The sequence below is a fragment of the Bradyrhizobium sp. USDA 4451 genome (assembly GCF_054822585.1).
Genome location: NZ_JBTRCH010000001.1, coordinates 921,899 through 945,381, shown reverse-complemented (window position 1 = coordinate 945,381; position 23,483 = coordinate 921,899). Strand labels below are relative to the sequence as shown.

Genomic DNA, 23,483 nt, shown 5'->3' with positions numbered 1-23,483 from the left:
AAGACGACGATCGGGCTGGGGTGTCCTGCAATGCGTTCCGTGCTCAAGGACAGTGCCGCTGAGGCCGCGGGCAAGCGTTTCTTCTCGCTCTCGCCGCCGTCACGGCTTGTTCCGCTGCGGTTGCGGCGCAAGGGCCCGTCATGGATCGGCCTGATCCTATTCGTTCTGGCCGTGGACCTTGTGCTTGCCGCGGCGGCCTGGAATGCCGTCGACTTCTTGCACAATTGAGCCGTCATTCTCGGGCGACAGCAAAGCGCCGGCGAGATAGGCGATCTGGTTGAAGGCGAGGCAGGCGACGACGATCGGGCCTCCGGTGGCAAAGGCGTAGCCGTCGGATTGGAGCACGATGGCCGCGAGCACCGCGATCAGCGGCGATACCAGCATCAATGTCCAAACCCGAAAGTAAAAACTGGTGGCCAACCCAACGAGCGTGCTGGCCGATAAAAGCATCAAGGCGATCGTCACAGTTTCAGACCAGTTGGAGCGGAGGGCGCGCCGCAGGTCATAGTCGGTCGGTTGGATCGCACGAACAAGGACAGCTACGCCCTCAGCCGGAAGTGCACCGACTTAGTCTTAACCGGTAGAATGCGGACTAAATTCGATTTGTTCCAGCGCGTGCTGAAATGTTTGCACTGCTCATTTCTCCCTGAAGGCGCGGTGCACCTGGTCCGCCAGCGGCTTCATCAGATAGGACAGCACCGTCCGCTCGGTGGTCGGGATGAACACCTCGATCGGCATGCCCGGCAGCAAATGCGTGGTCGCGAGCTTGTTCAGCCCGGGTCGCGGAATCGCAATGCGCACAAGGAAGTAGGTCGGAGCCGTCTTGTCGTCTCGCGAGACGTCGGCGCCGATCCGGCTGACCTCGCCCTCGATCTCCGGCGTGGTGCGCTGATTGAAATTGGTGAACCGCAGCACGGTCGGTGCGCCCAGCTTGACCTGATCGATATCCTGCGGCGCAACATGAGTTTCCACGATCAGATTGTCCTGGTCGGGCACGATGGTCATGATGGTCTCACCCGCGGCAATGACGCCGCCCTGGGTGTGGATGGTCAGGTCGTGCACCACGCCGGCCTGCGGCGCGCGGATCTCGAGCTTTTCGGTCTGGTCTTTCGCCGTGACCTGCTTTTCGATCATGTCGGCATATTTGGCGCGGATATCGGCGAGCTCCTTGGCGACGCCAGAGCGGAAGTCCTGATCGACCTGCAGGATCTTCAACTCGGTTTCCGAGATCTTGCCCTTGGCCTGCGCGATCGATGCGGTGAGCTGACCGCGTTCGCCGAGCAGCCGCGCCGAGTCGCGTTGAAGCGCAGAAAGGCGGGACAGCGAGACCAGGCGCTGCTCCCAGAGCTGCTGCACGCCGGTCAATTCGTTGGCGATCAGGTCGGCTTCCTGCTTCTTGGCGATCAGTTGATCCTGCATGCCGCTGATCTGCTCCCTGAGCTGCGCGATCTGCTCCTGCAATTGCCGCTTCTGTCCGTCATTGGCGTCCCGGCGCAGCTGGAAGAAGCGGCGCTCGCCCGAGATGACCGATTGTGCGGCCGGATCGCGGCTCGACGCCACGCTGTCAGGGAAGGCGATCTCGGCATCGCCGTCGCGCTCGGCCTGTAGCCGGGCCCGCCGGGCCTCGAGCTCCCACAGGCTCTTGGTGACCGCGGTCAGATTGGCCTGCGCGACGGTTTCGTCCATCAAGATCAAGAGATCGTCCCGCGCGACATGGGCGCCGTCTTCGACCAGGAGCTTCTTGGCGACGCCCCCGGAGGGATGCTGCACCTTCTTGACACTGGATTCGACGACAAGCGATCCCTGCGCGATGATCGCGCCCGACATCTTGGTGGCGGCGCCCATGATGCCGATGCTGGCAACGAGGAAGATCGCGGCAATCGCAACCGCCAGAATATGGTGATGAACCGATTGCCGGGCGCTAGGCATCTTGCCGGGGCTCCACCTGCTTCTTGCGCCGGCGGCGCACCGGCGTTGCAGCCGGGGCAGAAGGCGGTGACGGCTGTTGCGCCTTCGCCGTCAGCAGCGGCAGCACCGCTGCCGTGGTGCCGAACGCGTGCATGCGCCCTTCGTTCAGCACCAGCATGTGGTCGACCGCTTGCAGCACCGCCGGCCGATGCGCGATCACGACCACGATCCCGCCGCGGGCGCGGACCCGGGCGATGGCGCGGATCAGCGCGCGCTCGCCCTCGGTGTCGAGGTTCGAGTTCGGTTCGTCGAGCACGATCAGGAACGGATCGCCGTACAGCGCCCGCGCCAGTGCGATGCGCTGCCGCTGGCCGCCCGACAGCATCAGGCCGCCATCGCCTACTTCGGTCTCGTAGCCGTCAGGCAGCCGAAGGATCAGCTCATGCACATCGGCCTCGCGTGCGGCGGCGATCAACCGGCCCGAGTCGGGCACCGCCGCGAAGCGCGAAATGTTCTGCGCCACCGTGCCGCGAAGCAGTGCGACGTCTTGCGGCAGATAGCCGATCGATGGGCCCAGCGCGAGCGCGTCCCATTGCGCGAGCGTGGCGCCGTCGATCCGGATCACGCCGCGCGCCGGAGCGCTGACGCCGACCAGGGCGCGCGCCAGGGTGGATTTGCCGGAGCCGCTCGGTCCGACCACCGCGACCGCACTGCCGGCGCGCAACCCGAAGCTCACCTCGTGCAGCACCACCGTGCTGGTTCCCGGCGCCGTCAGGCTGAGCGAGGTGACGCGGATGTCATGCTTCGGCGCAGGCAATGGGGTCGGCGGCAGTGGTGCGGGCACCGCGGCCAGGGCGTCGGCAAGCCGGGCAAGGCTGGCGCGCACCGAAATGAAGCTGCGCCAATTGGCGATCGCGAGCTCGATCGGCGCCAGCGCACGGATCGACAGGATCGTGGCGGCCAGCATGACGCCGGCGGTCGCCTGCTGGTTGATCACGAGCCAGGCGCCGAGTGCCAGCACGCCGGATTGCAGGATCGTGCGCAGCAAGCGCGAGGTGCTGCCGAACGTGCCGGTCAGGTCGGAGGTTACGCGCTGCGCGTCGAGATAGGCCTTGGTGCGGTCCGACCACAATTCGGCCATCCGCCGCCGCATGCCGAGCGCATGCACGACCGCAGCATGGTGGTATGCGGTCTCGGCCATTTGCCACCGCGAAGATGCGAGCGCGACCAGCGACCGCGCCGGCGTGCGCGTGAACAGCTCGGCGCCGACCGTGATCAGCGCCAGTGCAATGGCGCCGCCGGCCACCGCCAGTCCCATCAGCGGATGAAACAGCGTGCAGACGATGATGTAGAGCGGAGCCCATGGCAGGTCGCAGATCGCGATCAGTCCGCTGCCGGCGATGAAACCCCTGATCGTGTCGAGATCGCGCATGGTTTGCAGGCCGTCGCTGTTTGGACGGCTGAGGGCGGTGTACTGGACGCTGTCGAAGACGGCGGCGCGCATGCTCTCATCGAAGATCTCGGCAATGCGCGCCAGCAGCCTGCTGCGGAGCATGTCGACGCCGGCCTGGACCAGCAGCAGGGTCAGCGCGATCAGCAGCAGCCCAACCAGGGTTGCGATGCTGCGGCTCGGCAGCACGCGGTCGTAGGTCTGCAGCATGAAGATCGGCCCGACCAGCATCAGGAGATTGACCAGCCCGCTCGCCATCGCGGTCGCAATCAGCGCGCCGCGCAGCGCCAGCACGGCATTGCGGATCTCCGCCGGCAGCGATGAAAACCTTTTGCCCTGACCGATCATCTCGCCCTCGCGGATGTTCGAGCCGTGATGCCCAAATCGATTGGTGAGGAAGCTTGCGGAAGCGCGGCGGGATCCGCGCTTCCGCGAGGCCTTGCGGCGTCAGAGTATATGCGTGCCGTGGCTATTGAGGATGCCGTGATCGCCGGCCAGCGGCGCCGGGATCAGGTCATGCACGTCCGAATCGATGTCGACCGGAATGGACACCGGCGCGTTTGCGGTGTTCCCGGATGCGATATTGCCGCCGAGCAGATGGCCGAGATTCAGGCCGCCAAGCACATTGCCGGTCAGTCCATCGGCACCGGTGCCGCCCAGGCTCGGGACGTTGATACCGCTCGCGCCGGTCAACGCGCCGAGGTCGAGCAGCTGCGGACCGTGCTGGCCCACGTCGACGGCGTTGACCTCGATCGTGTGATGGTCGCCCGATGTCGGCGCGGCCAGGACGTTGATCGCGTTTCCGTTCGTCTGCTCCGGGCCCACGTCGACCTCGGCGAGGTGACCGGTGCTGGAGCCGGAAAGGTTGCCGAGCAATCCGCCCAGCAGCCCGCCATCACTAGCGTTGTTGCCGCCATTGATACTGAGCAGCGGCAGCGTCTCCACGTCGTGCAGCACATGGCCGAGCAGGCCCGTCACCGGACTTAGCGGGCCAGTGCCGCCGAGCACAGAGCCGACGCCGTTGTCGCCGAGCACTGACCCGACTATGCCGGTGCCGCCGAGCAGCGATCCTGCGCCTGCATCTCCGAGCACAGAGCCGACGATGCCATCCACTGCATGGATGGCTTCTGTCACCGGCGCGAGTACGCCAGTGGTGCCGCCGAGCACGGATCCGACACCCGTCTCGCCAAGCAAGGAGCCGATCACGCCGTCCACCGTCTGAACGACGCCCGTCACCGGGGTGGTCGCGTCGGTGCCGCCGAGCAGCGACCCGAGGCCGGTTTCGCCGAGCAGGGAGCCGACAAGCCCGGTATTTCCGAGCAGCGAGCCGACGAGGCCATTGTCTTCGGTCAGCGATCCGACGACACCGTCGACCGAGTGGACGATGTCATTGAGATCGCTGCCGACCTCGGTCAGCACGGTGCCGAGCCCGCCGCCATCAAGCAGCGTTCCAGGCGCGTTGAGGAGATCGGTCAATAGGTTGGTATGGCCGTCGGCTGCGGGCGTGGGAATGCCGATCTCGCCCAGGCCGATCGTTGCGGCGAGGGCCGGTCACGTCGTGCACGAGATCGCCCACTCCGGTCGCCTGGCCGACTGGATCGAGGACACCAGTGTTGGTGTCGTTGACCGCGCCGTTCACAGCCGTGAGCACCGGCTGCAGGATGCCGCCATTGCCGGCAAGGTTGAGGCTGCCGTCACCGCCGACTATGCCGCCCGATCCCGGTAGTCCGGGGTTTCCGGTTTGGCCAGGCGGCGTCGTGGTGCCGCCACCGCCAGTATCCGAACTGCCCCCACCACTCCCGGTATCCGAGCCGCCGTCGCCGCCGGAAGCCTGCGATCCCGTCGAGGGTGTACCGGTGCCCGAGCCACCTTGTTGAGGCGGTGTCGTGTCGCCTTGCGACGAAGTGGTGTCCGATCCCGTGGGCTGACCCGTTGCACCGGAGTCGGACGTTGTGGCGGCGCTGTCGCCGACCATGCCGCCCATGGCGATGTATTGGTCACGATAGGCGTCGCGATCAGAGGTAGTCATACGCTTCTCCACGCCAGGTTGATCGAGTGGCACTCAACTGGCTGATCGCGCTTAGGGTTTCGTGGCCTGCGCGGTCGTGGAGAACATCGCGTAACGTGGAACGCGGAAATCTGTCGAAAATTGTCGGGAAATAAGCGCCGGCCTCGCGATTATGCAAGGCCGGACGTCGGTCCGTTGCAAGCTTACGCTGCCTTCAGCAGGCCTTCCTTCTTCAGCGCTTCCTGCACCTTCGGGCGCGCCGCGATGCGAGCCTTGTAGGCCGTCACATTCGGCAGGCCGGAGAAGTCGAAGCCGAGCCGGTCCTGCGCCCACATGATCATGGTGAAGAGGTAGCCGTCGGCGACCGTGAACTGGTTGCCCATCAAATATTCGCGTCCGGCGAGCTGGCTCTCGACATATTTGAACTTGCCCATGGCGCGATCCTTGAAGAACGCCTTGGCGTCGTCTGACAGCACGGGCGAGAACATCGGGCCGAGGTTCTTGTGCAGCTCGGTCGTGATGTAGTTCAGCCATTCGAGCAGCTTGTAGCGCTCGTTGGAATCCCGCGCCGGTGCCAGCTTCCGGTCGGCGACCCGGTCGGCGATCATCTGGATGATGATCGGTCCTTCGGTGACCATCTCGCCGGTATCCAGCGCCAGCGCCGGCACCTGGCCCTTGGGGTTCACTTGCAGGAAATCGTCGCCGTTTTCGAGCTTCTTGGCGCGCAGATCGACCTTGACCAGGTCGTAGGGCAGGCCGGCCTCGAGCAGGGCGATGTGGGGGGAGAGGGAGCATGCGCCGGGGGAGTAATAAAGCTTCATGGGGGTATTCCTTCCCTTGTTCTTGGCGTCCGGAGAGGGATTGCCTACATGCACCTGCATGAAATAGTCAAGATTGATGCAGATGCATTCAGTGCGGTACAGTCGGTGCCGGGACCTTATGGGCTAGACGATGAAACGCAAGCTATCGAGCGAGGCGACGGCCGCCTGGATCCGGCTGATGCGGGTGCCGAGCCGGGTGCTCGACTGCGTCGAGCAGGATCTGAAGAAGGCCGGCTTTCCGCCGCTCGCCTGGTATGACGCCCTGCTCGAGCTGTCGCGCGCGCCGTCCGGCGAGCTGCGCCCGGTCGAGCTCGAGCGGCAGATGCTGATCCCGCAATATTCGACCTCGCGGCTGATCGACAAGCTGGTCGACGAGGGGCTTGCCGCCCGGCGCGAATGCAAGATCGACAAGCGCGGTCAGTTCGTCGAGATCACCGAGGCCGGCCGCGAGCTGCAGAAGAAGATGTGGAACGCCTATTCCGCCGCGATCGACAAGCATGTCGGCTCGAAACTGTCCGATGCCGATGCGGCGCGGCTGTGTGGTCTGCTCGACCGTCTCGGCTGCTCCTGCGGCGACGGCAAAGACGACGTCAAGAACGATACCAAGGCAGCGTCCGCACGAGACGGCGTGCCCGCCCGATGATAGTCCTGATCCCATCATCCGCGGCCGTTGTGGCCCGTGGATGTCCCTGCCACCACGCGTCTTCGATCGAAGCGCCCTTGAGTTGGATTTTCTATGGCGCGTGACCAGATCGACATGACGCCGCTGCAGTCGCGCGACGAACTCGTGGCGTGGATTGAAGCCGGCGTGAAGCCGGAGTCCGAATTCCGGATCGGCACCGAGCACGAGAAGACCCCGTTCACCCTCGAGGGCCACCAGCCCGTGCCCTATGAAGGCGCCAAGGGCATCGGCGCGTTGCTCGAGGGCATGAAGCTGCTGCTCGGTTGGGAGCCGATCATGGAGCGCGGCAACATCATCGGGCTCTATGATGTCACCGGCGGCGGGGCGATTTCGCTCGAGCCGGGCGGGCAGTTCGAATTGTCGGGCGCGCCAGTCGAGAGCGTGCATCAGACCCAGTCGGAATTAATGGCGCATCTGGCGCAGGTGCGCGAGATCGCAACCCCACTCGGGATTGGCTTCCTCGGTCTCGGCATGACGCCGTCCTGGTCGCGGGCGCAGATCCCCGTGATGCCGAAGGGGCGCTACAAGATCATGCGAAACTACATGCCGAAGGTCGGCAAATACGGCCTCGACATGATGTTCCGGACCTGCACGGTGCAGACCAACCTCGACTTCTCGTCCGAAGCCGACATGGTGAAGAAGCTGCGGGTGTCGCTGGCATTGCAGCCGATCGCGACCGCGTTGTTCGCCAACTCGCCGTTCACCGAAGGCAAGCCGAACGGCTTCCTGTCGTTCCGCTCCGAGATCTGGCGCGACACCGACAATGCGCGCTCGGGCATGATCCCGTTCGCCTTCGAGGACGGCATGGGCTACGAGCGCTATGTCGACTATGCGCTCGACGTGCCGATGTATTTCGTCAAGCGTGGCGACGAATATATCGACGTCGCGGGCTCCTCGTTCCGCGATTTCTTCGCCGGCAAGAATGCCGCTTTCCCCGGCGAGCGGCCGACTTTGTCGGACTGGGCCAATCATCTCTCGACGATCTTCCCCGAGGTGCGGCTGAAACGTTACCTCGAGATGCGTGGTGCCGACGGCGTGCCGTGGGGCCGGTTGCCGGCGCTGCCGGCGTTCTGGGTCGGGCTGCTCTACGACAATGACAGCCTCGATGCCGCCTGGGACATCGTCCGGCACTGGACCGCGCCCGAGCGGCAGGCGCTGCGCGACGACGTGCCGCGTTTCGGTTTCAAGGCGCGGATCAAGGACCGCTATCTGTTCGAGATCGCCAAGGAGTGCCTGATCCTGTCGCATGCCGGATTGCGGCGGCGCGGCCGGATCGACCATCTCGGACGCGACGAGAGCCGCTTCCTCGAACCGCTCGAGCGCATTATCGAGAGCGGCCGTTCGCCGGCCGAGGAGATGCTGGAGAAGTTCAACGGCGCCTGGAAAGGCTCGGTGGAACCGGCCTATCAGGAGTACGCCTTCTAATCCCCACCTGGGCTGGATCGAGGCCTGACATGCGGGCCGACGGCTTGGGTGTCGCACCCGCCGTTCATCAGCCGTACAGGTTCATGGCGTTCAAATGACGCCCCGCGGATGCGCGGGGCTGCACGAATTTGAAAGCAATCTCATGGGGATAGGCCGCCTCTTTAGGGCGTGTGTGGTGTTGTTCGCGGTTTTCGTGGCCGCAGTCGTCGCGTGCCCGGCATCGGCGCAGACCAATTTCGACCGTCCCGGCGGCGACTATCTGAACGCGCCGGTCTCGACCGGCGATCCGGCCGATTGCGCGCTGACCTGCGAGCGCGACCGCCGCTGCCGGGCCTGGAGTTTCAACTATCCGACCGACACCAACAATGGCGCGGTGTGCTGGCTGAAGAACACCGTGCCGCCGCGGGTGCAGGACGTCTGCTGCGTCTCCGGGGTGCGCGGCGCGGGCGTGGTCGAACCGCGCAACGGCGCCATCGAGACCTCGATCGACCGCCTCGGCGGCGACTACAAGAATTTCGAGTTGAAGAGCAGCGACGGCGACGAGGCCTGCCAGGCCGCCTGCACCGCCGACAACAAGTGCCGTGCATGGACCTACGCCCGGCCCGGCTATGCCGGCCGCGACGCGCATTGCTTCCTGAAGAAAGAGATCAAGCCGCCGCGGCGGAAGGCCGGGTTCACGTCGGGCGTGGTGCGGTGACGCGCAAAGATTCCGTAGCCCGGATGGAGCGAAGCGCATCCGGGATTGCTCTCGCCGCGGATGGACCTGCCCCGGATTTCGCTTCGCTCCATCCGGGCTACGGCAAGTTCACTCCGCCTCGAGCACCGTGACCTCCGGCCACAGCGCCTTCCACCGCGCGGCCTTCGCCGCGTAGTTCGCCGGCGAAAAATTCGCGGTGCGGTTCGGTCGTACGATCAGGCCGGCGATATCGCTAAAGCCTTTCGGCGCATAGACCTCGTAGCCGTCCGCGCTGCGGCGGATGCCGACCTGTACGTTCGCGCTGAGGAAGCGATCGATGCCGTCGGTCGAACGCGACAGCGCGGGGTAGGGCACGCCGTGCTTGCCGGGATACCAGAGATGGACACGGGCCTGGTTGCGGAGCTCGATCGCGGCGCCGAGGTGGCCGAGCCGCGCCGTGAGGTCGCGGATGATAGCGTCCTCGGCCTCCCACGACGTATCCGGGTCGAAATAGAACACGTCGTAGTCGTTGATGCCGTGACCGAGCGGCCGCTTCGTCAGCACATTCCACACGCTCTGCACCAGGCAGCCGGCGACCAGCCAGGCATCGGGCAAGGCGAGACGATGCAGCTCGTCGATGATCGCTGGATTGACGGGGTTGCGCAGCGCAGCAGCGAGGAATTGGTCTGAGGTCATCGAGATGCCGCAGGGTGGGTTAGCGTACCCCACCATCTCTTGCGCCGCGAACGCGGCGGGTTACGCCTACGGCTAACTCGCCTTACGATGCTAGCCATTTGCGTCGAAATCCCTGACCGCCTTCTTCGATGCCAGCGTGCGCCAGTGCCGGCGCAGCAGCGGCTCGATGGTGGCGCGCTTGGCCTTCGACAGGCGGATCAGCACGATCGGATAATCGCGGTAGTGATCGGTGAAATAGAAGATCTTGGGCTGGCTCTCGACCAGCATGTCGCGCTCGTCGGGCGGCACGCCGGGGATCACCAGGCTGTCGCCGTCCTCCTTGAGCCGCACCAGCATCTTCTTGCGCACCTTCAGTGCCGGCGTGCCGTAGGACGAGCCGTCCTCGACCTCCGGCCACGCCAGTGCGATGTGCCTGATGTCCTCGAAGGTCACGGCCGGTGCCCGTGAAGCACGTAGCCCGGATGGAGCGCAGCGCAATCCGGGGTTTCTCGCAGGATGAGGGACTTGCCCCGGATTGCGCTTCGCTCCATCCGGGCTACGGGTCCGTCTACCGCACCGAGGTGAAGAAGCGGGCGAGGCGGAAGCCGGACAGCCAGGTCCAGACCGGCTGGCTGCGGATGCCCATGTCCCAGGAGCCGACCACTGCATCGGCGCGGCCGATCAGATTGTCGATCGGCAACAGGCCGACGCCGCCGTCGCGCACCGGCACGCGACTGTCAGCGGAATTATCCCGGTTGTCGCCGAGCACGAACAGCTTGCCTTCCGGCACCGTCACCTCGGCGGTGTTGTCGAGCCGGCCGTTGTCGCGGATCTTGAAGATCGCGTGGCTGACGCCGTTCGGCAGCGTCTCGATGTAACGGTAGGCGTCCTCGCCGCCGCCGCGATCATCTTCGGCAAAGCCGGTGCCATCGGGCTTCAGCGCGGCCGGATGATCGTTGATGAAGAGCTGGCCCTGCCGCATCTGGATGCGATCGCCGGGCAGTCCGACCACGCGCTTGACCCAGGCCTGCGAGCGGTCGCCCGGCCAGCGGAACACGACGACGTCGCCGCGCTTCGGCGTCTCGCCGAACACCCGGCCGGTTTCCGGCAGCGTGATCTGGATCGGTAGCGACGCCGCGCCGTAGCCATAGGGGAATTTCGAGGCGACCAGCGCGTCGCCGATCAACAGCGTCGGCTCCATCGAGCCCGACGGCACGTAGAACGGCTCGGCGATCGCGCCCTTGGCGAGGAATACGACGGCCACGATCGCAGCCAGTTGCACGGCCTGCCCGCGCCAGCTGGTTTGCTTGGCTGCCACGACTTCGTTTCCGCTGCTCACTAGCCCGTTCCTCCGACCGTAATCCGTTCCATCCTGAGCGTCGGCTGGCCGACGCCGACCGGCACACCCTGGCCGTTCTTGCCGCAAGTGCCGATTCCCGTATCCAGCGCAAGATCGTTGCCGATCATGGTGATCCTGTGGAGATCGGTCGGTCCATTGCCGATCAGCATGGCGCCCTTCAGCGGCGCGCCGAGCTTGCCGTTCTCGATCTTGTAGGCCTCGGTGCACTGGAACACGTATTTGCCCGAGGTGATGTCGACCTGGCCGCCACCGAAATTGGCGGCATACATGCCGTTCTTCACCGAGGCGATGATCTCGGCCGGGTCGCGGTCGCCCGACAGCATGTAGGTGTTGGTCATGCGCGGCATCGGCACATGGGCATAGCTTTGTCGCCTGCCGTTGCCGGTCGGTTTCATGCCCATCAGCCGGGCGTTCTGGCGATCCTGCATGTAGCCGACCAGGATGCCGTCCTCGATCAGCACGGTGCGGTTGGTCGGCGTGCCCTCGTCGTCGATCGACAGCGAGCCGCGGCGCGAGGCCATGGTGCCGTCGTCGACCACGGTGACGCCCTTGGCCGCGACCTGCTGGCCCATCAGGCCGGCGAAGGCTGACGTCTGCTTGCGGTTGAAATCGCCCTCGAGCCCGTGGCCGACCGCTTCATGCAGCATCACACCGGGCCATCCGGCCCCTAACACCACGTCCATCTCGCCGGCGGGCGCCGGCACCGATTCGAGATTGACCAGCGCCTCGCGCAACGCGCCGTCGGCGGCGTCGCGCCAGGCCTTGGTCTCGATGAAGCGGGCATAGCCCTCACGGCCGCCATAACCCTTGCTGCCGCTCTCCTGGCGGTCACCCTGGCCGGCGACCACGGAGATGTTGACGCGCACCAGCGGGCGGATGTCGCGATAGCTCTCGCCGTCGGGCCGCAGGATCTCCACCACCTGCCAGGTCGCGGTGAGGCTGGCCGAGACCTGCCGCACCCGCGGGTCCTTGTCCCGGACATAGGCATCGATCTCGCCGAGCAGCTTGACCTTTGCCTCGAACGCCGGGCCGTCCAGCGGGTTCTCGTCGCCGTAGAGCTTGATGTTGGTGTGGGCCGGCGCCGCGGCGAACGTGCCGGCATAACCGCCGCGCACGGCGGCGACAGCGTCGGCCGCGCGGATCAGCGCCGGAATCGAGACGTCGGAGGAATGCGCGTAGCCGACAGCGTCGTCCTTGACGGCGCGCAGGCCAAAGCCCTGCGAGGTGTCGTAGGTCGCCTGCTTCAGCCTTCCATTGTCGAACACCAGCGCCTCGGTCTGCCCGAACTCCAGGAACAGTTCGCCGTCGTCGGCGCCTTCAAGGCCGCGCGACACCTCGCGGCGGACGGCATCGCGGTCCAGATTGGCGCGGTCGAGCAGGGAGGGGAGGTCGTGGCGGGATTGGTCATGGTCACTCCGACGCAGTGCGATTCCGTGGGCGTTCCGTGTCATCCTTGCCTGAAGCGCAACTGATTGCCAGTGGGGAACCCGGACACAGGGATTTCGGGCCGATTGAAGCAGAGACGAGCGCAAAACTCATCTTACAACCCGGAAACCTGCGCCGGCCCCGGTTCAGGCCCGGACGGCGACTGCTCAAGATAGTGTTTTGGGTGGCAAACCGGGAGGGCCTGCGATCGTGACGGCGATCACGGCAGCCCCACGCCATCCTCACCTTGTCGTCATCGCCGTGAGCGCCGCCCCGCCTTCTGCGGCGGGTCCTCTGGCTCGCCTTGATCGTTCGATGCCGCCGGCTGCGCCGTGCTGCCCGTCGAGGTCGGGAAGCCATGCTCTTGCGCCCACCGGTAGAGCTCGTCGAACACCGGCCTCAGCGCCTTGGCCGACGGCGTCATCTCATATTCCACCCGCGGCGGCACCTCGGGATAGACGGTGCGCTTGACCAGGCCATTGGCTTCGAGATCGCGGAGCTGGGTGGTCAGCATGTGCTGGGTCACGCCCGGGATCGACTGACGCAGCTCGCCAAACCGGCGCTTGCGGTCGACCAATTGCCAGAGGATGTCGCCCTTCCATTTCCCGGCCAGCACCGACAGTGCGCGATGAAATTGCGCCGACAGGTCGCCGTTGCAGGGCTCGGACGCCGCCGGAGGCTCGGCTGGCCCATTAGTCAGTTTTTTCATACTACCCCACAAAAAGCATCCTACTTGTTCTTTTCATCTTACTCCCGAATTTAGTGCACCGGAAGCCGCGGGCCAGCCGCCGAAGGGGCGGATCGCCGCAGCGATTCGAACGATTGGGAGTTATTAATGTCAGTTGCTGTTGCCGCGGCGCCGTCGCGCTGGAAATCCGTCAGCCTCTGGGTCGTCAGGGGATTGGTCGCTCTGGCCTTTGCCGCCGCGGGCGCCGCCAAGTTCTATGGCGTGCCGATGCTGGTCGAGGAATTCGAGCATATCGGACTCGGCCAGTGGTTCCGCTATTTCACCGGATCGCTGGAGATCATCGGCGCCATCCTGATCCTGCTGCCTCCGGTCGCAGCCTTCGGCGGCGTGCTGCTGAGCTGCATCATGGTCGGCGCCACCATCAGCCATCTGTTCGTGATCGGCGGCTCGCCGGTGCCGGCGCTGGTGCTGCTGACCTTGAGCGCGATCGTCGCCTACGCCAAGCGCAGCCAGTTCGCTCTGCTCGCGAGCGCGCCGTGAGGTGGCCGCGATGCGCCGCATCCTGACGCTGACCGCGGGGCTGGTGCTGGCCTTCGCGGGCCCGTTCGCGGTGACCTTGCTGCTCACCGGCTCGGTCGCTGCAGTCTCCAAGCCTGAGCCAAAGAAGCCCGAGCCGCGGGTGCATCACGTGGTACTGCCGATCAACTCGGACGATCCGACCGTGATGCGGGCGCTGATCTCGACCGCGCTCAACCTCCCGAAATATTATCGGGAGCGCAACGAGCCGTTCGAGATCGAGGTCGTCGCCTACAATGCCGGCGTCCACATGCTGCGCGTCGATACCTCGCCGGTGAAGGACATGTTGCGGGTGGTGCGCGGGCTGACGCCCGACATCCGCTTCGTGGTCTGCGAGGCCACCAAGCTCGGCATGGAGCGCGCCGAGGGGCATCCGCTGGTGCTGCTCGACAATGTCGATCTGGTGCCGAACGGGCCCGGTCACATCATCGAGTTGCAGGAAGCCGGCTGGTCCTACATCCGCTCGTGAGCGATGCGGATAGCGCAAGGGGAGAACCCGTCATGACTTCTGTTCGCATGCCCACGCGCCGCGCCGTCGTCGCCGGTCTGATCGGCGGCGCCTCGCTCGCGATGCCGGCGCGTGCAACGTCGGGACCGCCGCAATTCGGCACCGTCCGGCATCAGTTCACGCTCGTGCAAGGCGCCCGCCCGGTGCCGCCGGCTGCCATCCCCTTGCTCGCCGGCGGCGCGCTCGATCTCACCGCGTTCAAGGGAAAGCTCGTGCTGGTGAACTTCTGGGCCACCTGGTGCGCGGCGTGCCGCACCGAACTGCCGATGCTGGACCGGCTCGCCGCCAGCGGCCGCAGCGATCTCGCCGTCGTCTCGATCAGCACCGATCGCAACCGCGCGCTGGTGCCGCCCTACGTCAAGCAGCTCAAGCTCCGCCGCCTTGCGATCGGCTACGATCCCGGCGGTCTCGTCTCGCGCGTCGATGCCGCCGAGGTCGACACACCATTCGCGCTCTACGGCATGCCGATCTCATTCCTGATTGGCATCACCGGACAGGTCGAGGGCTACATGACGGGCGAAGCGGACTGGCTGTCCGCGGAGGCTGGCGGGCTGTTCGATTATTATGCAGGTGTCCGCTGAGATTGGCGTAGCCCGGATGCCCGGACGAAGCGCAGCGCAATCCGGGACTGGTTGATCCGCGATCAGAGCCGGCCCCGGATTGCGCTGCCTCCATCCGGGCTACGAGCTTGTGCGTCTTGAGACGCAGCAAAGTGAGTTGCCTAGGGCAACTTGTCATAGCCCTCCGCCAGCCCGTTCAGGCTGAGCGGAAAGCCGATACCTTCTTCCGGGGTCTCAAAGATAATGAACGTCGCCGTCTTGGCGTTCTTCAGCTGCCCGAGCAGCTTGTCGTCCATCACGACCTCGGCGACGCAGCCATTGGGCAGGCATCTGACAAAACCGGCGCGGCCGACGTCCTGATTGTCGAGCTTGAGGCCGAGACCGGAGGGCAGGAGCACGCCGAGCGGGGCGACGACGCGCATCAGGCGGCTCTTCTGGTCGGCGGTCTTCAGCACGATCACGGTCAGGCCGGCATTGGAGCGGTCTTCGGCGACCACGCTCTGGATCAGCGCGCATTGCTCGGATTGGGCGCCCGGCGGGGTGTCGCAGCGGATCTGCCAGTCGCCATGGACGGAACGCACCGCGCCCTGCGCGTTCGCGTGCTGGGGCAGCCCAAGGGAAATCCCGAGACAGAAGGCTGCAATCACGAGGCGACCGAGCCAGCCGCTCATCGCCAAACCTTTTGCCTGAATGTTCGAAGCGCCCATCCGGGTCGATCCTTTGATGTTCGATCGGTCCGGCCGTCCGTTCGGCCGCCGGTCACACGCGCGACCATGATGCGCCCTCAAAAATCGCATCGTGATCTCATCTCTTTGTTTGAGCATGATCTTTTCGCAAAACCGGCTGTCCCAGTTCCGGATCGTGCTCGTGAGCCGACTGATACCGCAATGACGGCGCCTTGAAGGCGATCTTGAAGCCATTCCCGCGCCGGATTGCGGCAACCCGCAGCGAATCAGGTTCCTGTGGAGCACCCGCCTGTGGGTACATCCGGCAATCTCCCTGTCAAGCAGGGTGGACAATTGGTCCAAGGGCTTTCGCTTGATTTTGCGGGAAAAATCGCAACCGGCAGGTTCATCGCAGGCGCATGGCTTTCGGTCCCACTACTGCATTGCGAGCGCCTGAGAATTATGGTTTGAGAGGCTGGATTTCGACGCGTTCTAGCGATCTGGCTCCCGTACCCACCTTGACTCAGAGACGGGTATGTCCGGAAGGCCGTTTGTCAGGGCGGATCGTGCTGCATTGCCGGCCACATGCCGGAGGTGCTTTGGGGAATAATGCAAGGGAGCGCGAGCGGCATGAAGATGTCGATTGGCCGGTTGGGCAGGCAATTGCTGGGGTTGGCGGTAGCGGGTGTGGCGTCGGTCGCCGCGGGATCGGCCTTCGCCGAGATGGGGCAGCCGGCCCCCTGGGAGCACACGCTGCAGGAAGGCGCGACCCCGGTGATGGAAAACATCATCTGGTTTCACAATTTCCTACTGGTGCTGATCACCCTGATCACCCTGTTCGTGCTGGCGCTGCTCATCATCGTGGTGGTGAAGTTCAACGCTCGGGCCAACCCGGTCCCCTCCAAGACCACCCACAACACCCTGATCGAGGTGGCCTGGACGCTGATCCCGGTCCTGATCCTGGTCGGCATCGCGGTGCCGTCGTTCCGCCTGCTGTTCCTGGAGCTCGACGTGCCGAAGCCGGACCTCACCGTGAAGGTCACCGGCAAGCAGTGGTATTGGTCCTATGCCTACCCTGATAACGGCAAGTTCGAGTTCGATTCGCTGCTCGACAAGGACAAGCAGCCGCGGCTGCTCGGCGTCGACAACGAGATGGTGGTCCCGGTCAACAAGGTGGTCCGGATCCAGACCACCGGCGCCGACGTGATCCACTCGTTCGCGGTGCCGGCGTTCGGCGTCAAGATCGACTCGATCCCGGGCCGCCTCAACGAGAGCTGGTTCAAGGCCACCAAGACCGGCGTGTTCTACGGCCAGTGCTCGGAACTGTGCGGCAAGGACCACGCCTTCATGCCGATCGCGGTCCGGGTCGTCAGCGACCAGGAATTCGCGACCTGGGTTGAAGGGGCGAAGAAGAAGTTTGCGACCAACCCGGCGAATTCCTACGCCTCGGCTGGTCAGGCGGCGCAGTAAGCCGGGCTTTAGGCCTGGGTTTACGGCGCGGATGGAATAAGGGCGACGGGACCGCAAGGTCCGAGAGGGACTGCAAGGCAGGATTTTGAACATGGCGACAGGCGCAGCGACACACGACGATCACGCCCAAAATCACGGACATGACGATCACGCCCACCATCCGACCGGATGGCGGCGTTATCTCTACTCCACGAACCACAAGGACATCGGTACGATGTACCTGGTCTTTGCGGTGATCGCGGGCATCATCGGCGCGGCGATGTCGATCGCGATCCGTGCCGAGTTGATGTATCCGGGCGTCCAGATATTCCACGAGACGCACACCTATAACGTGTTCGTGACCTCGCACGGTCTGATCATGATCTTCTTCATGGTCATGCCGGCGATGATCGGCGGCTTCGGCAACTGGATGGTGCCGCTGATGATCGGCGCGCCCGACATGGCGTTCCCGCGCATGAACAATATCTCGTTCTGGCTGCTGCCGGCCTCGTTCGCGCTGCTCCTGATGTCGACCTTCGTCGAGGGTGAGCCGGGTGCCAACGGCGTCGGCGCCGGCTGGACCATGTACGCACCGCTGTCGACTTCGGGCCATCCTGGCCCGGCGGTCGACTTCGCGATCCTGTCGCTGCATCTCGCCGGTGCGTCGTCGATCCTCGGCGCCATCAACTTTATCACCACGATCTTCAACATGCGCGCGCCGGGCATGACCCTGCACAAGATGCCGCTGTTCGTGTGGTCGATCCTGGTCACCGTGTTCCTGCTGCTGTTGTCGCTGCCGGTGCTCGCCGGTGCGATCACCATGCTGCTGACCGACCGCAATTTCGGCACCACTTTCTTTGCGGCTGACGGCGGCGGCGACCCGGTGCTGTTCCAGCATCTGTTCTGGTTCTTCGGTCACCCCGAAGTGTACATCCTGATCCTGCCCGCCTTCGGCATGATCAGCCAGATCGTCTCCACCTTCTCGCGCAAGCCGGTGTTCGGCTATCTCGGCATGGCCTACGCCATGGTCGCGATCGGCGGCATCGGCTTCGTGGTGTGGGCGCACCACATGTACACCGTCGGCATGTCGTCGGCGACACAGGCCTATTTCGTCGCCGCCACGATGGTGATCGCGGTGCCGACCGGCGTGAAGATCTTCTCGTGGATCGCCACGATGTGGGGCGGCTCGATCGAGTTCAAGGCGCCGATGATCTGGGCGATCGGCTTCATCTTCCTGTTCACCGTCGGCGGCGTCACCGGCGTCGTGCTGGCCAATGCCGGCGTCGACCGCGTGCTGCAGGACACCTATTACGTGGTGGCGCACTTCCACTATGTGCTGTCGCTCGGCGCCGTGTTCGGCATCTTCGCCGGCTGGTACTACTGGTTCCCGAAGATGTTCGGCTACATGTACTCGGAGAAGATCGCCAAGGCGCACTTCTGGTTCACCTTCATCGGCGTCAACCTGGTGTTCTTCCCGCAGCACTTCCTCGGCCTGTCGGGCATGCCGCGTCGCTATGTCGACTATCCGGACGCATTCGCCGGCTGGAACCTGATCTCCTCCTGGGGCTCCTACATCTCCGGCGTCGGCGTCCTGATCTTCATCTACGGCGTGATCGATGCCTTCGTCCGCAAGGAGCAGGCCGCGAACAATCCGTGGGGCGCGGGTGCGACCACCCTGGAGTGGACGCTGACCTCGCCGCCGCCGTTCCACCAGTTCGAAGTGCTGCCCCGCGTGCAGTAAGTCCAAGACAACGCGGCGCACCTTTAAGGGTGCGCCGCGCCTTTTGAGAGAAGTGAGACCTGATCTTGTCGGTTGTCGATCACAACGCCATCGAGCTGCCCCGGATCTCCGAGGCCGAAGTGGGCGACTACATCGCACTGCTGAAGCCGCGCGTGATGTCGCTGGTGATCTTCACCGCATTGGTCGGCCTGATGATCGCCCCGGTGCATGTGCATCCGGTGCTGGCGTTCACCTCGATCCTGTGCATCGCGGTCGGCGCCGGCGCCTCCGGCGCGCTCAACATGGCCTATGAGGGCGACGTCGACGCGCTGATGTCGCGCACCGCCAACCGGCCGATCCCGCGCGGCCGGATCACCCAGGCAGAGGCGGCCGCCTTCGGCCTGACGCTCGCCTTCTTCTCGGTGATGACGCTCGGCATCCTGGTCAACTGGGTGGCCGGCGCGCTGCTCGCATTCACCATCTTCTTCTACGCCGTGATCTACACGATGCTGCTGAAGCGCTGGACCGCGCAGAACATCGTGATTGGCGGCGCCGCCGGCGCGCTGCCGCCGGTGGTGGCGTGGGCCGCCGCGACCGGCTCGCTCTCGGTCGAACCGATCCTGCTGTTCCTGATCATCTTCTTCTGGACCCCGCCGCATTTCTGGGCGCTGGCGCTGTTCCGCAGCGACGATTATGCGCGCGCCGGCATTCCGATGCTGCCGGTGGTCGCCGGTCCCGACGCGACCCGGCTGCAGATCCTGCTCTACACCATCGTGCTGGTCGCGATCGCGCTGGCGCCGTGGCCGCTGGGGTATTTCGACGCGATCTACGGCGTCACCTCGCTGGTGCTCGGCGCCGGCATGCTGTGGCTCGCCATCGAGGTCTATCGCCGCCGTGAAGGCGTTGCGGCCAACCGCGCCACGCGCCGGCTGTTTGCCTTCTCGATCCTTTATCTGTTCGCGCTGTTCGCCGTCCTCCTCGTCGAGGTCGTGGTCCGCGCGATCCTGCCCGTGATCATCGGGTAGGGACGCCGGGGGGCGAGATGGGGGCGCACGGGATAGCAATGGACGACAAGAACGAACCAGAAGGCATCGTCCTCACAGAGGCGCAGCTCAAGAGCCGCCGCCAGCGTTCGATCGCCATTGCGCTCGCGCTCGGCGTCATGGTCGTGCTGTTCTTTGCCGTCACCCTCGTCAAGGGGCCAGCCGTGCTGGTGCGGCCGCTGTGAGCGAGATGGCGAACCAGGGACCGCAGCAAAGCGAGGGCGCCCAGGTCACGCGCCGCATGCTGACGCGCGATGCGCTGGTCGCCTCGATCTGCGGCTTCGTCGTGGTGCTGATGGTCGGCGCGTCCTATGCCGCCGTGCCGTTCTACAACTGGTTCTGCCGCACCACCGGCTTCAACGGCACCACCCAGGTGGCGACCTCGCTGCCTTCGGATGCGCCGCTCGAGCGCACCATCGCGGTCAGCTTCGATTCCAACGTCGCGCCGGGCCTGCCCTGGAAGTTCGAGGCCGAGCAGACCACGATCGACGTCAAGATCGGCCAGGTGGTCACGGTCTATTACACGGTGACCAACCAGTCGGCACGCACCACCACCGGCCAGGCCGCCTACAACGTCGCGCCGCTGACGGTCGGCGCCTATTTCCAGAAGATCAACTGCTTCTGCTTCACTGAACAGACCATGGCCCCGGGCGAGAAGCGCGAGATGGCCGTGGTGTTCTATGTCGATCCGGCGCTGGCCAAGGACAGCGAGAACGACACGCTGAAGACGATCACTTTGTCCTACACCTTCTTCCCCGTGCGCGACGCCACGCCGAAGCCCGTGGCAGCCGGCGAGGCGGAGCAGCGCAAGGGCGGCTAGAGCATGATCCGGAAAAGTGGGGACCGGTTTTCCGAAAAGATCGTGCTGATGAGATTGGAATTTTAAGATTAAGACGTGCCTAGCGGCACGCGAATGGAGAGACGGCAATGGCTGAGGCGCAAGTCAAGCATCACGACTATCATCTCGTCGACCCGAGCCCGTGGCCCGTGGTCGGCTCGATCTCGGCCTTCATCATGGCGTTCGGCGCGATCGGCTGGATGCATCACATGTACTCCGCCGCGCCGATCGTGTTCGGCATCGGCACCATCGGCGTGCTCTACACCATGGCGAGCTGGTGGAGCGACGTGATCAAGGAAGCCCAGTACAAGGGCGACCATACCCGCGTGGTGCAAATCAGCCACCGCTACGGCATGATCCTGTTCATTGCCTCCGAAGTGATGTTCTTCGTCGCCTGGTTCTGGGCCTTCTTCAACTCGGCGCTGTTCCCGGCCGACGCGGTGCACGCCACGCGCGACGCGGTGTTCGGCTGCGGCCCCGGCACGGCGATGGGTGCATGCTCGGTGCCCGGCACCTGGCCGCCGAAGGGCATCGAGACCTTCGATCCCTGGCATTTGCCGCTACTCAACACGCTGCTGCTCCTGACCTCGGGCACCACGGTCACTTGGGCGCACCATGCGCTGCTCGAGAACGATCGCCAGGGCCTCAAGCAGGGCTTGATCCTGACCGTGATTCTCGGCGCCTGCTTCACCTGCGTGCAGGCCTATGAGTACGCCCATGCGACCTTCTCGTTCGGCGGCAACGTCTATGGCGCGACCTTCTTCATGGCGACCGGGTTCCACGGCTTCCACGTGCTGGTCGGCACCATCTTCCTGCTGGTCTGCCTGATCCGCGCCTATGCCGGCCATTTCACGCCGAAGCAGCACCTCGGTTTCGAGTTCGCCGCCTGGTACTGGCACTTCGTCGACGTGGTCTGGCTGTTCCTGTTCATCTGCATCTACGTCTGGGGCCACGGCGCCGAGACGATGGCACACGGCGCTCACTAATCTCTCTGACGTGCTAAGAGGGGGCGGCCGATGGGCCGCCCCCTCTGCTTTTGAAGAGAGCCGATGACCGACACCCCACCCACTGTGACCGAGAGCGCGATACGCGGCATTGCCTGCCGCTGCCCGCGCTGCGGCAAGGGCAAGCTCTATTCCGGCTTCCTGACGCTGGCGCCGCGCTGCCAGGCCTGCGGCCTCGACTTCGCCTTCATCGATGCCGGTGACGGACCGGCGGTCTTCATCATCATGCTGGCGGGCGCCATCGTGGTCGCGGCGGCGCTGATCGTCGAGGTGAAGTACCAGCCGCCGTTCTGGGTGCATGCGGCGCTGTGGCTGCCGTTGATCGTGATGACCACGATCCTGCCGCTGCGCTCGATGAAGGCGCTGCTGATCGCGCTGCAATTCCACCACAAGGCCGCGGAGGGCCAGTTGATCGAGCGCGACCCGAAATGAACGAGACCACGAACAAGGCGTTTCCCGGCGAAGCAGGCACCGGTTCGCGCCAGGACAACGCGTCAAAAGGTTCACCTCGGCCGAGCGCGGCAGGCTTCGGCATTTTCACGCTGATCCTGATCGCAGTATTTATTGCCCTCGGCGTTTGGCAATTGCAGCGCCGGGTCGAGAAGCATGCGCTGATCGCCGCACTCGATGCACGGCTGGCCGCGCCGACCGACGCGTTGCCACCGCCCTCGGCATGGCCCACGCTGACCTCGGCAAGGGACGAATTCCGCCGCGTCACCCTGACCGCGACCTATGCGAAGCTGCCCGACGCGATGGTGTTCAGCTCCGGCTCCGCAGTGCGCGACGATGTCAGTGGCCCCGGCACCTGGGCATTCCTGCCGGCCAAGCTCGCCAGCGGCGAGACCGTCGTGGTCAACGCCGGCTTCGTCCAGAACACGATGCAGGACCGCGCCTTCGAGGATCGCGTCACCGGGCGCCTCGTCACGGGCATGCCTGTCGAGCTCACCGGCGACATCCGCTTTCCCGAGCCGCCGGGCCGGCTGACGCCGAAGGAAGATCCGGCGAAGCGGCTGTGGTTCGTGCGCGATCATCGCGCGATGGCGCAAGCGCTCGGTTGGGGGGAGGTTGCGCCGTTCTATATCGACCTCGAGGCGCCGGTGCCGGACAGCGGCACGCCGAAGCCCGGGCCGCTCAAGGTGCGGCTCAAGGACGACCATATGCAATACGCCATCACATGGTTCTCGCTGGCCGCGGCGGTCACGGTCGCCTTCGGCCTGTGGTGGCGCGGCCAGCGGCGCAGGGCCGCTTAGAACGGGCTCGATCGCCTTCTCGCAGAAATTTCGTAATTGCTGTATTTTACAGCAATTACGGAGCCTAGCCCTGACAGAGTATTCAACCAGCGATCTCTCGCGGAAATCAGGGGACATTATCGCTGAAGCTCTGCGGCGGCCGGCGACCATTACTCAACGGAACAAGCCGCGCCTGGTCCTGCTCAGCCTTGAGGACTACCGCCGCCTCCTTACCCGCGCCGACACGCGGCAAGCCGGTCGGCTCGAGACCATGCCGGATGACGTGTTTGACGGCCTCAAGGAAGCGGTCCGTGCCTATGAGCAAGACGGCGACGAGACGTGAGTGTCGACGATCTTCGCACCGGCAGCATGATTCGATTTCCCTATTTGTGGGTCCGCGAGGCTGAACGTGGCGAGACCGAGGGCCGCAAATCTCGCCCAACGGCAGTCGGCGCGAGGATCGCCCGCGCAAAGGGCGGCGACGTGCTGGTGCTGTTTCCAATCACCAGTCAGATCGCTTCGCGGTGGAGATACCCGAGATCGAGAAGCGTCGTGCAGGGCTCGACGCGACGCTGCGTCTCTGGATTATCCTTGATGAGTACAATCAGGATATTGTCGATTAATCGTTCTATCTCGAACGAGCGCCGCCGTTGGGTCGATTCAGCAAGGCGTTCTTTCTGCCGTTGATGAAGCAGTTCATTGCACGTCGCGTCGGCATCCGGGGCGTCAATCGCCAGCTCTGAAGCGCGCGCCTTGCAACGCGCGCTGATCAC

27 protein-coding genes and 1 pseudogene are annotated in these 23,483 nt (G+C 65.0%); 16 read left to right on the top strand and 12 right to left on the bottom strand.

Going from position 1 to position 23,483, the window contains the following annotated elements; translation table 11 throughout:
* Positions 1 to 156: 156 nt before the first annotated feature.
* The 4 genes from ACVMB0_RS04360 to ACVMB0_RS04345 form a co-directional block, all read right to left on the bottom strand.
* Entirely contained in the window at positions 157 to 465 is a 309-nt protein-coding gene (locus ACVMB0_RS04360) for a hypothetical protein (RefSeq protein ID WP_461345420.1), read from the bottom strand.
* A gap of 171 nt (positions 466 to 636) precedes the next feature.
* Positions 637 to 1,929 (bottom strand): HlyD family type I secretion periplasmic adaptor subunit, encoded by a 1,293-nt coding sequence (locus ACVMB0_RS04355; RefSeq protein WP_461345419.1) that lies wholly within the window; start codon positions 1,927 to 1,929, stop codon positions 637 to 639.
* Complete coding sequence (locus tag ACVMB0_RS04350; protein WP_461345418.1) at positions 1,922 to 3,706, bottom strand: type I secretion system permease/ATPase; 1,785 nt, start codon at positions 3,704 to 3,706, stop codon at positions 1,922 to 1,924. Before ACVMB0_RS04350 ends, ACVMB0_RS04355 begins: the two co-directional genes overlap by 8 nt.
* Before the next feature lie 99 nt (positions 3,707 to 3,805).
* Positions 3,806 to 4,834 carry a hypothetical protein gene (locus ACVMB0_RS04345; protein WP_461345417.1) on the bottom strand — a complete coding sequence of 343 codons (1,029 nt, stop codon included), beginning with the start codon at positions 4,832 to 4,834 and terminating at the stop codon, positions 3,806 to 3,808.
* A gap of 34 nt (positions 4,835 to 4,868) precedes the next feature.
* Between ACVMB0_RS04345 and ACVMB0_RS04340 the strand changes: the two genes are divergently transcribed.
* The gene (locus ACVMB0_RS04340; RefSeq protein WP_461345416.1) at positions 4,869 to 5,084 is read left to right on the top strand and encodes a hypothetical protein; all 216 of its coding nucleotides are present in this window, start codon (positions 4,869 to 4,871) and stop codon (positions 5,082 to 5,084) included.
* 485 nt (positions 5,085 to 5,569) lie between these two features.
* On the opposite strand, the gene gstA is transcribed toward ACVMB0_RS04340, so the two are convergent.
* Positions 5,570 to 6,187, bottom strand: coding sequence for a glutathione transferase GstA (gene gstA, locus ACVMB0_RS04335; protein WP_461345415.1), 618 nt, complete (start codon positions 6,185 to 6,187; stop codon positions 5,570 to 5,572).
* A gap of 130 nt (positions 6,188 to 6,317) precedes the next feature.
* Between gstA and ACVMB0_RS04330 the strand changes: the two genes are divergently transcribed.
* The 3 genes from ACVMB0_RS04330 (at position 6,318) to ACVMB0_RS04320 (ending at position 8,991) form a co-directional block, all read left to right on the top strand.
* The gene (locus tag ACVMB0_RS04330; protein WP_456752008.1) at positions 6,318 to 6,830 is read left to right on the top strand and encodes a MarR family winged helix-turn-helix transcriptional regulator; all 513 of its coding nucleotides are present in this window, start codon (positions 6,318 to 6,320) and stop codon (positions 6,828 to 6,830) included.
* Between the two features lie 93 nt (positions 6,831 to 6,923).
* A complete protein-coding gene (locus ACVMB0_RS04325) occupies positions 6,924 to 8,294 on the top strand; it encodes a glutamate--cysteine ligase (RefSeq protein ID WP_456752009.1) in 1,371 nt (456 codons plus the stop codon).
* Between the two features lie 142 nt (positions 8,295 to 8,436).
* Positions 8,437 to 8,991 carry a PAN domain-containing protein gene (locus tag ACVMB0_RS04320; protein ID WP_461345414.1) on the top strand — a complete coding sequence of 185 codons (555 nt, stop codon included), beginning with the start codon at positions 8,437 to 8,439 and terminating at the stop codon, positions 8,989 to 8,991.
* A gap of 108 nt (positions 8,992 to 9,099) precedes the next feature.
* Here ACVMB0_RS04320 and ACVMB0_RS04315 read toward each other — a convergent pair whose 3' ends face one another.
* The 5 genes and pseudogenes from ACVMB0_RS04315 to ACVMB0_RS04295 form a co-directional block, all read right to left on the bottom strand.
* Positions 9,100 to 9,666: a nucleotidyltransferase family protein gene (locus ACVMB0_RS04315; protein ID WP_461345413.1), complete on the bottom strand. Its 567-nt coding sequence runs from the start codon at positions 9,664 to 9,666 to the stop codon at positions 9,100 to 9,102.
* A gap of 90 nt (positions 9,667 to 9,756) precedes the next feature.
* On the bottom strand, positions 9,757 to 10,098 hold the full coding sequence (locus ACVMB0_RS04310) for an MmcQ/YjbR family DNA-binding protein (protein WP_456752012.1): 342 nt from the start codon (positions 10,096 to 10,098) through the stop codon (positions 9,757 to 9,759).
* A 115-nt stretch (positions 10,099 to 10,213) separates the two neighbouring features.
* On the bottom strand, positions 10,214 to 10,984 hold the full coding sequence (gene lepB / locus ACVMB0_RS04305) for a signal peptidase I (RefSeq protein ID WP_461345412.1): 771 nt from the start codon (positions 10,982 to 10,984) through the stop codon (positions 10,214 to 10,216).
* Positions 10,984 to 12,413: pseudogene (gene tldD / locus ACVMB0_RS04300) on the bottom strand (metalloprotease TldD). The gene lepB and the pseudogene tldD overlap by 1 nt, the downstream one beginning before the upstream one ends.
* A gap of 270 nt (positions 12,414 to 12,683) precedes the next feature.
* Positions 12,684 to 13,139 (bottom strand): winged helix-turn-helix transcriptional regulator, encoded by a 456-nt coding sequence (locus ACVMB0_RS04295; RefSeq protein ID WP_461345411.1) that lies wholly within the window; start codon positions 13,137 to 13,139, stop codon positions 12,684 to 12,686.
* Positions 13,140 to 13,265: 126 nt separating this feature from the next.
* Between ACVMB0_RS04295 and ACVMB0_RS04290 the strand changes: the two genes are divergently transcribed.
* From ACVMB0_RS04290 to ACVMB0_RS04280, 3 genes are read left to right on the top strand one after another with little or no spacing between them, the layout of a single operon-like run.
* A complete protein-coding gene (locus ACVMB0_RS04290) occupies positions 13,266 to 13,658 on the top strand; it encodes a DoxX family protein (protein WP_461345410.1) in 393 nt (130 codons plus the stop codon).
* Positions 13,659 to 13,668: 10 nt separating this feature from the next.
* Positions 13,669 to 14,163: a DsrE family protein gene (locus ACVMB0_RS04285; RefSeq protein WP_461345409.1), complete on the top strand. Its 495-nt coding sequence runs from the start codon at positions 13,669 to 13,671 to the stop codon at positions 14,161 to 14,163.
* A 32-nt stretch (positions 14,164 to 14,195) separates the two neighbouring features.
* Positions 14,196 to 14,783 carry a TlpA family protein disulfide reductase gene (locus ACVMB0_RS04280; protein ID WP_461345408.1) on the top strand — a complete coding sequence of 196 codons (588 nt, stop codon included), beginning with the start codon at positions 14,196 to 14,198 and terminating at the stop codon, positions 14,781 to 14,783.
* Between the two features lie 140 nt (positions 14,784 to 14,923).
* Here the strand turns inward: ACVMB0_RS04280 and ACVMB0_RS04275 are convergent, their stop codons facing one another.
* Complete coding sequence (locus ACVMB0_RS04275) at positions 14,924 to 15,433, bottom strand: invasion associated locus B family protein (RefSeq protein ID WP_461349589.1); 510 nt, start codon at positions 15,431 to 15,433, stop codon at positions 14,924 to 14,926.
* A gap of 624 nt (positions 15,434 to 16,057) precedes the next feature.
* On the opposite strand from ACVMB0_RS04275, the gene coxB reads away from it, so the two are divergent.
* From coxB to ACVMB0_RS04230, 9 genes are all read left to right on the top strand, one after another.
* The gene (gene coxB, locus ACVMB0_RS04270) at positions 16,058 to 16,897 is read left to right on the top strand and encodes a cytochrome c oxidase subunit II (protein WP_456752019.1); all 840 of its coding nucleotides are present in this window, start codon (positions 16,058 to 16,060) and stop codon (positions 16,895 to 16,897) included.
* Positions 16,898 to 16,988: 91 nt separating this feature from the next.
* Positions 16,989 to 18,617, top strand: a complete 1,629-nt coding sequence (gene ctaD, locus ACVMB0_RS04265; protein WP_456752020.1) for a cytochrome c oxidase subunit I — start codon at positions 16,989 to 16,991, stop codon at positions 18,615 to 18,617.
* 65 nt (positions 18,618 to 18,682) lie between these two features.
* The gene (locus ACVMB0_RS04260; RefSeq protein ID WP_461345407.1) at positions 18,683 to 19,621 is read left to right on the top strand and encodes a heme o synthase; all 939 of its coding nucleotides are present in this window, start codon (positions 18,683 to 18,685) and stop codon (positions 19,619 to 19,621) included.
* A 38-nt stretch (positions 19,622 to 19,659) separates the two neighbouring features.
* Complete coding sequence (locus ACVMB0_RS04255) at positions 19,660 to 19,824, top strand: CoxF protein (protein WP_212012421.1); 165 nt, start codon at positions 19,660 to 19,662, stop codon at positions 19,822 to 19,824.
* A gap of 5 nt (positions 19,825 to 19,829) precedes the next feature.
* Positions 19,830 to 20,459, top strand: a complete 630-nt coding sequence (locus tag ACVMB0_RS04250) for a cytochrome c oxidase assembly protein (RefSeq protein WP_461345406.1) — start codon at positions 19,830 to 19,832, stop codon at positions 20,457 to 20,459.
* A 107-nt stretch (positions 20,460 to 20,566) separates the two neighbouring features.
* Positions 20,567 to 21,463, top strand: coding sequence for a cytochrome c oxidase subunit 3 (locus ACVMB0_RS04245; RefSeq protein ID WP_456752022.1), 897 nt, complete (start codon positions 20,567 to 20,569; stop codon positions 21,461 to 21,463).
* Positions 21,464 to 21,526: 63 nt separating this feature from the next.
* On the top strand, positions 21,527 to 21,913 hold the full coding sequence (locus tag ACVMB0_RS04240; RefSeq protein ID WP_461345405.1) for a DUF983 domain-containing protein: 387 nt from the start codon (positions 21,527 to 21,529) through the stop codon (positions 21,911 to 21,913).
* Complete coding sequence (locus tag ACVMB0_RS04235) at positions 21,910 to 22,731, top strand: SURF1 family protein (RefSeq protein WP_461345404.1); 822 nt, start codon at positions 21,910 to 21,912, stop codon at positions 22,729 to 22,731. Before ACVMB0_RS04240 ends, ACVMB0_RS04235 begins: the two co-directional genes overlap by 4 nt.
* A gap of 70 nt (positions 22,732 to 22,801) precedes the next feature.
* Positions 22,802 to 23,053: a type II toxin-antitoxin system Phd/YefM family antitoxin gene (locus tag ACVMB0_RS04230; protein ID WP_461349588.1), complete on the top strand. Its 252-nt coding sequence runs from the start codon at positions 22,802 to 22,804 to the stop codon at positions 23,051 to 23,053.
* 166 nt (positions 23,054 to 23,219) lie between these two features.
* Here the strand turns inward: ACVMB0_RS04230 and ACVMB0_RS04225 are convergent, their stop codons facing one another.
* Positions 23,220 to 23,483, bottom strand: a complete 264-nt coding sequence (locus ACVMB0_RS04225; RefSeq protein ID WP_461345403.1) for a hypothetical protein — start codon at positions 23,481 to 23,483, stop codon at positions 23,220 to 23,222.